The following is a 6,093-nucleotide window of genomic DNA, read 5'->3' on the forward strand; positions in this document are numbered from 1 at the left end:
TGCCGGGGCGCGGGCGAGACCATTCCGGACCCCTGCCGCAAGTGCGGTGGCGACGGCCGCGTGCGGTCGCGCCGCGAGATCGCCGCGCCGATCCCGGCCGGTGTCGCCAACGGCATGCGCGTGCGCCTGGCCGCTCAGGGTGAGGTGGGCCCCGGCGGCGGTCCCGCCGGTGACCTGTACGTGGAGATCGTCGAGCAGCCGCACGACACCTTCGTGCGCGACGGCGACGACCTGCACTGCACCATCCGCGTCCCCATGGTCGACGCGGCCCTGGGCACCACGGTCGTCATCGACACCATCCTCGACGGCCCGGTCGAGCTGACCATCCCGCCGGGCACCCAGCCCGGCGAGGCGTCGGTGCTGCGCGGCCACGGCATGCCCAAGCTGCGCGCCAGCTCCCGCGGCGATCTGATCGCGCACCTCGACATCGTGGTGCCGACCAAGCTCGACGCCAAGCAGTCCGATCTGCTGCGCAAGTACAAGGGCATGCGCGCGGGCGAGCACACCGAGGTGATGACCGCCCAGTCCGAGCACAACTCGGGCCTGTTCGCGCGCCTGCGCGCATCCTTCAGCGGACGCTGATCCCTTGGCCGCCACCGTCTTCTACCTCGACGACATCCCCGACCCGGGTGCGACCGCGGTCCTGGACGGCCCCGAGGGCCGCCACGCCGCCACCGTCCGCCGCACCCGGGTGGGAGAGGCCATCACCCTCTCCGACGGCCACGGAACCCTCGCCGACTCGGAAGTGGTTGCGGCCCACAAGGATCGCCTCGAACTGAAGGTCCTGAACAAGCGCCTAGCGGACCCCTGGACCCCGCAGGTAACCGTGGTCCAGGCCCTCCCCAAATCCGACCGCTCCGAACTAGCAGTCGAACTCATGACAGAAGCCGGCGCCGACGCCATAGTCCCCTGGCAGGCCCTCCGCTGCGTCTCCAACTGGGAAGCCAAGGCCCGCAAGGGCGTCGAAAAATGGCGAGCCGCCGCCAAACAAGCCGCCCGCCAATCCCGCCGCGCCTACATCCCGGACGTCGCCGACCTCCACACCACCAAGGACCTCCTCGAATTGGTCCGTGCCGCCAAGTCTTCCGGCGCGATTGTCGCGGCTCTCCACGAGTCCGGCGAATCCCGTTTGACCGAACTGTCTTTCGCTGACGTCCCCGAGGTAATCCTCATAGTCGGCCCCGAAGGCGGCCTCGACGACTCCGAACTGAAGTCCCTCACCGAAGCCGGCGCCGACGTAGTCCTCCTCGGCCCCACCGTCCTGCGCACCTCCACCGCCGCCGCCGTCGCCCTCGGCGCCCTGGGCGCGCTCACTCCGCGCTGGTAGGCCCGGCGCGCCAACGGTCGAAGGCTCCGGACAACAGCAGCACCAGGCCAACGATCAAGAACTGCAGCCCCACCCGGTATGTCACATGAGTTCCGTCATGGTCACCGTGATTCGCGACCGCGATCACCAACCCTGTGACGAGATCCAGTGCTACACCGATCGTTTCGGCGAAGGTCAGCGCCAGCAGCACAGGCGCGAGCTTGACGGCCGGCATATCGATGCGGTCGGGTAGCAAGCCCAACCCCAGCAGTACGACCGCGCCCGCGATGAACAACGGCACCGCCGGTGCGCCCAAACGGCCGAGACCGAGCATCGTGAAGGTCGGTGGGTCGTAAGGGCCTCTGATGCTGACTAATGGGGTGTACATGCCGACCAGTACCGCCACCGCACCCACCGCGATTCTGATCCGACCGGCGGGAGGGTCGATCCTGTTCCCGCCTCGCCGCAGAGGTATCCAGGTTTCCGACACGACCGGAGTCTACGGTCGCGCTCCGATATCGCCTGGTTGCGGCACGGAATGGATTCGGGGGTGCGGCGGTTGCGTGACGGTGGGTTGTTTCGCCTGTTGGTAGCGGCTTATTCACTGGGCCGTGTCGGTGGGCGGCGGTAAACTTCTGTCAACGAATACGGGATCGAGACCGGGAAGCAGGCTATAGCCACTTTTGAGAAACCCAGGCGAAATCGGCGATCAGAGCACTCCCATTGCCGGCATCGGGGCCGGCGTCAACGGGTCCGGGCCGGCGGGGCGGACCGTTCGTTCCAGCATCGAATTGGCACCGGAGTCGGTGTTCGGTTTCCTGGGTTCGGCTGATGAGAACCTGCGGGAACTCGAGCGGCTGCTCGATGCCGACATCCATGTCCGTGGCAACTCGGTCACACTGACCGGCAAGCCCGCAGACGTGGCGCTGGCGGAACGTGTGGTGGCGCAGCTTGTGGCCTTGACCGCGCGCAATCGCGTGGTCAGCCCGGAGGCGGTGCGGCACACCTACTCCATGCTCACCGAGGGCTCCTCGGATTCCCCGGCGGAGGTGCTGAGCCTGGACATCCTGTCCCGGCGCGGCAAGACCATCCGGCCCAAGACGCTCAACCAGAAGCGCTATGTCGACGCTATCGACGCGCACACCATCGTCTTCGGGGTGGGCCCGGCCGGTACCGGCAAGACGTATCTGGCCATGGCCAAGGCGGTACAGGCGCTGCAGACCAAGCAGGTCAACCGCATCATCCTGACCCGGCCGGCGGTCGAGGCGGGTGAGCGGCTGGGCTTCCTGCCGGGCACGCTGAACGACAAGATCGACCCGTACCTACGTCCGCTCTACGACGCCCTGCACGACATGATGGATCCCGAGGCGATCCCGAAGCTCATGCAGGCCGGTGTCATCGAGGTCGCGCCGCTGGCGTACATGCGCGGTCGCACGCTGAATGATTCGTTCATCATTCTGGACGAGGCGCAGAACACCACGGCCGAGCAGATGAAGATGTTCCTCACCCGCCTGGGCTTCGGCTCCAAGATCGTGGTGACCGGTGACATCACCCAGGTCGATCTGCCGAACAACTCGCGTTCGGGTCTGCGGGCGGCGACGGAGATCCTGCACGGCATCGATGACATCCACATCGCTGAGCTCACCAGCGCCGACGTGGTCCGTCACCGGCTGGTCGGGGCGATCGTCGACGCCTATGACCGGTACGAGTCGGAGACCCGGCCCCCGGCCGCGGTGCACTACCCGGGCAATCGCGCGCAGCGACGTGCCGCGAGCCGGGGAGAACGACACTGACCTCGCCCTCTAGGCTGTTCGGGTGAGCATCGAGATCGCCAACGAATCGGGTATCGAGGTATCCGAAGAAGAACTGGTCAGCGTCGCGCGCTTCGTGATCGGGCAGATGGACGTCCATCCGGCGGCCGAGCTGTCGATGGTGCTGGTCGATCTCGACACCATGGCGGATCTGCACATGCGCTGGATGGACCTCCCGGGCCCGACCGACGTCATGAGCTTCCCCATGGACGAGCTGGAGCCGGGCGGACGGCCCGATGCCGCCGAGCCCGGCCCCTCCATGCTCGGCGATATCGTGCTCTGCCCCGAGTTCGCGGCCCAGCAGGCCGAGAAGGCCGGGCATTCCATGGATCACGAGCTCGCGCTGCTGACCGTGCACGGCGTCCTGCACCTCCTCGGCTACGACCATGCCGAGCCGGAGGAGGAGAAGGAGATGTTCGCGCTGCAGGCCTCCCTGCTGGAGGGCTGGTACGAGCATGTCCGCCAGGAGATGCGCCGCGCCGAACTGGCCGACCGCGATCAGCGGCTGCTGGGCAAGACCGGATTCACCGACACCACCGGTGATCCGCTGGGCCCGGCGTGAATTCATTCGTTCTGCTCCTGCTGGCGATCGTCCTGGTCCCGGCGGGCGGTGTCTTCGCGGCGCTGGATTCGGCGCTGAACACCATTTCCCCCGCCCGCGTGGAGGATCTGGTGCGCGCCGAACGCACCGGCGCCGCACGGCTATCCCGCATCATCGCGGACCGGCCGCGGTATGTGAATCTCATGGTGCTGCTGCGCCTTACGTGCGAGATCACCGCGACGGTGCTGCTGGCCGCGGTGCTCATGGACTGGCTGGGTGAGGCCACCGCGCTGTTGATCACCGCGGCGGTCATGGTGCTGGTCGACTATCTGGTGATCGGTGTCGGCCCGCGTACCCTCGGCCGCCAGCACGCGTACTCCCTGGCGCTCGGTGCGTCCCTGCCGCTGCAGGCCATCGGCTCGCTGCTGGGCCCGATCAGCCGCCTGCTGATCCTGGTCGGTAATGCGATCACCCCCGGTAAGGGATTCCGCAACGGCCCCTTCGCTTCCGAGATCGAACTGCGCGAGGTGGTGGACCTGGCCGGCGAGCGCGGTGTCGTGGACGCCGACGAGCGCCGCATGATCCAGTCGGTCTTCGAACTCGACACCACCCCCGCCCGCGAGGTCATGGTGCCGCGCACCGAGATGGTGTGGATCGAGGCGGACAAGACCGCGGCGCAGGCGATGTCGCTGGCCGTGCGGTCCGGGCACTCCCGGGTGCCGGTGATCGGCGAGAACGTCGACGACATTCTCGGCGTCGTCTACCTCAAAGACCTTGTCCCGTACGCGGATCGGAGCCGCAAGGTGAAGGTGCGGCAGGTCATGCGGCCCGCCGTGTTCATGCCCGACTCCAAGCCGCTGGACGCCCTGCTCGACGAGATGCAGCGCCGCCGCAACCATATGGCGCTGCTGGTCGACGAATACGGCGGCATCGCCGGGCTGGTCACCATCGAGGACATTCTCGAGGAGATCGTGGGCGAGATCGCCGACGAGTACGACAAGGACGAGATCGCGCCGATCGAGAAGATCGGCCACGGCCGCTACCGGGTCTCGGCCCGGCTCCCGGTCGACGATCTGGGCGAGCTGTTCGGCATGCAGATCGAGGAGGAGGACGTCGACACCGTCGGCGGCCTGCTCGCGCACGCGCTGGGCCGTGTCCCGCTGCCCGGCTCCAAGGCCGTCGTGCACGGCCTGCAACTGAAGGGGGAGGGCGGGGCCGACGCGCGGGGCCGCATGCGCATCCACACGGTGGTGGTGCGCAAGGCCCCCGAGAAGACGAAAAGCGAACCCGCCGACGGTGTTTTTCGAGACAGCGAGCCGGACGGCGGCGCACACGAGGACGGAGAGGCCGATGATTGAACTGGATGCCGAGGACAGCAAGCTGGCGGTCCTCGCCCGTGGCGCCATGGGACGGACCGGCGGCAACGGCGGTGCGGCCGTGCGGGATACCGACGGACGCACCTATGCCGCCGGGACCGTCGAGCTGTCGACGCTGCGGCTGACCGCCCTGCAGGCGGCGGTGGCGGCCGCGATCTCCAGTGGCGCAGAGGGTTTCGAGGCGGCCGTGGTGGTCGCGGGTAAGTTCTCCGATCTCGGTGTGTCCGCGGTGCGTGAGGTATCGCCTTCCGCGCGAATCATTTTCGGCGATGCCAAGGGGGCGGTGTTCGACGTGCTGGACGCGAGCGACAGCTACGGCGTCGAGAATCCCATTTCCGCGCAGCGGCCCGAGGCGGGCGAGGTACCGGCGGCGCTCGACATCGACACCGAATCGGAGGTTTTCGAATGAGCGGCCAGAACAAGGACGAATTCCGTTCCGGCTTCGTCTGTTTCGTCGGACGCCCGAACACCGGCAAGTCCACGCTGACCAATGCCATGGTGGGGCAGAAGATCGCCATCACCTCCTCGCGGCCGCAGACCACGCGGCACACCATCCGCGGCATCGTGCACCGCGAGCACGCGCAGCTCATCCTGGTCGACACCCCCGGCCTGCACCGCCCGCGCACGCTGCTCGGCCAGCGGCTCAACGACCTGGTGCGCGACACCTATTCCGAAGTCGACGTGATCGCGGTCTGCATCCCGGCCGACGAGAAGATCGGCCCCGGCGACCGCTGGATCGTCGAGCAGATCAAGACCATGGCGCCCAAGACGACCCTGCTCGGCGTGGTTACCAAGATCGACAAGGTGAGCCGCGACCAGGTCGCACATCAGCTCATGGCCGTGTCCCAGCTGCTCGGCCCCGAGGCCGAGGTGGTTCCGGTCTCCGCGGTGAAGGGTGAGCAGGTCGAGGTGCTCATCGACGTCATCGCCTCCCAGATGCCCGAGGGCCCGGCCTTCTACCCCGACGGCGAGCTCACCGACGAGCCCGAGGAAGTCCTGATGGCCGAGCTCATTCGCGAGGCGGCCCTGGAGGGCGTGCGCGACGAGCTCCCGCACTCG

The 6,093-nt window shown here is 67.8% G+C and carries 8 protein-coding genes; 7 read left to right on the forward strand and 1 reads right to left on the reverse strand.

The genetic code is table 11. The features are described from left to right. Both ON43_RS10905 and ON43_RS10910 read left to right on the forward strand, forming a co-directional pair. Positions 1–582, forward strand: a 582-nt coding sequence (locus tag ON43_RS10905; RefSeq protein WP_040806454.1) for a DnaJ C-terminal domain-containing protein, incomplete at its 5' end; no start/stop codon positions are given. A gap of 4 nt (positions 583–586) precedes the next feature. Next, positions 587–1,327, forward strand: a complete 741-nt coding sequence (locus tag ON43_RS10910; RefSeq protein ID WP_040806457.1) for a 16S rRNA (uracil(1498)-N(3))-methyltransferase — start codon at positions 587–589, stop codon at positions 1,325–1,327. Here ON43_RS10910 and ON43_RS10915 read toward each other — a convergent pair. After that, the gene (locus ON43_RS10915; RefSeq protein ID WP_157513993.1) at positions 1,311–1,712 is read right to left on the reverse strand and encodes a hypothetical protein; all 402 of its coding nucleotides are present in this window, start codon (positions 1,710–1,712) and stop codon (positions 1,311–1,313) included. The two genes, ON43_RS10910 and ON43_RS10915, sit on opposite strands and share 17 nt — an antisense overlap. A 316-nt stretch (positions 1,713–2,028) precedes the next feature. Between ON43_RS10915 and ON43_RS10920 the strand changes: the two genes are divergently transcribed. From ON43_RS10920 to era, 5 genes are all read left to right on the forward strand, one after another. After that, positions 2,029–3,099: a PhoH family protein gene (locus ON43_RS10920; protein ID WP_051178266.1), complete on the forward strand. Its 1,071-nt coding sequence runs from the start codon at positions 2,029–2,031 to the stop codon at positions 3,097–3,099. A 22-nt stretch (positions 3,100–3,121) separates the two neighbouring features. After that, on the forward strand, positions 3,122–3,679 hold the full coding sequence (gene ybeY, locus ON43_RS10925; protein ID WP_040806460.1) for an rRNA maturation RNase YbeY: 558 nt from the start codon (positions 3,122–3,124) through the stop codon (positions 3,677–3,679). Beyond that, a complete protein-coding gene (locus ON43_RS10930) occupies positions 3,676–5,016 on the forward strand; it encodes a hemolysin family protein (protein ID WP_083913314.1) in 1,341 nt (446 codons plus the stop codon). Before ybeY ends, ON43_RS10930 begins: the two co-directional genes overlap by 4 nt. Then, a complete protein-coding gene (locus tag ON43_RS10935) occupies positions 5,009–5,443 on the forward strand; it encodes a cytidine deaminase-like protein (protein ID WP_245568539.1) in 435 nt (144 codons plus the stop codon). The genes ON43_RS10930 and ON43_RS10935 overlap by 8 nt, the downstream gene beginning before the upstream one ends. Further along, positions 5,440–6,093: GTPase Era (gene era, locus ON43_RS10940; RefSeq protein ID WP_040806462.1), on the forward strand; the 654-nt coding region annotated here is incomplete at its 3' end. The genes ON43_RS10935 and era, both read left to right, overlap by 4 nt.

Origin of the sequence: Nocardia concava NBRC 100430, assembly GCF_000308815.1 — a bacterium.
GTDB classification, from domain to species: Bacteria; Actinomycetota; Actinomycetes; order Mycobacteriales; family Mycobacteriaceae; genus Nocardia; species Nocardia concava.

Bases quoted from the DNA above. Each gene is read 5' to 3' on its own strand.
- ON43_RS10935 (WP_245568539.1), top strand. From the start codon at position 5,009: ATGATTGAACTGGATGCCGAGGACAGCAAGCTGGCGGTCCTCGCCCGT.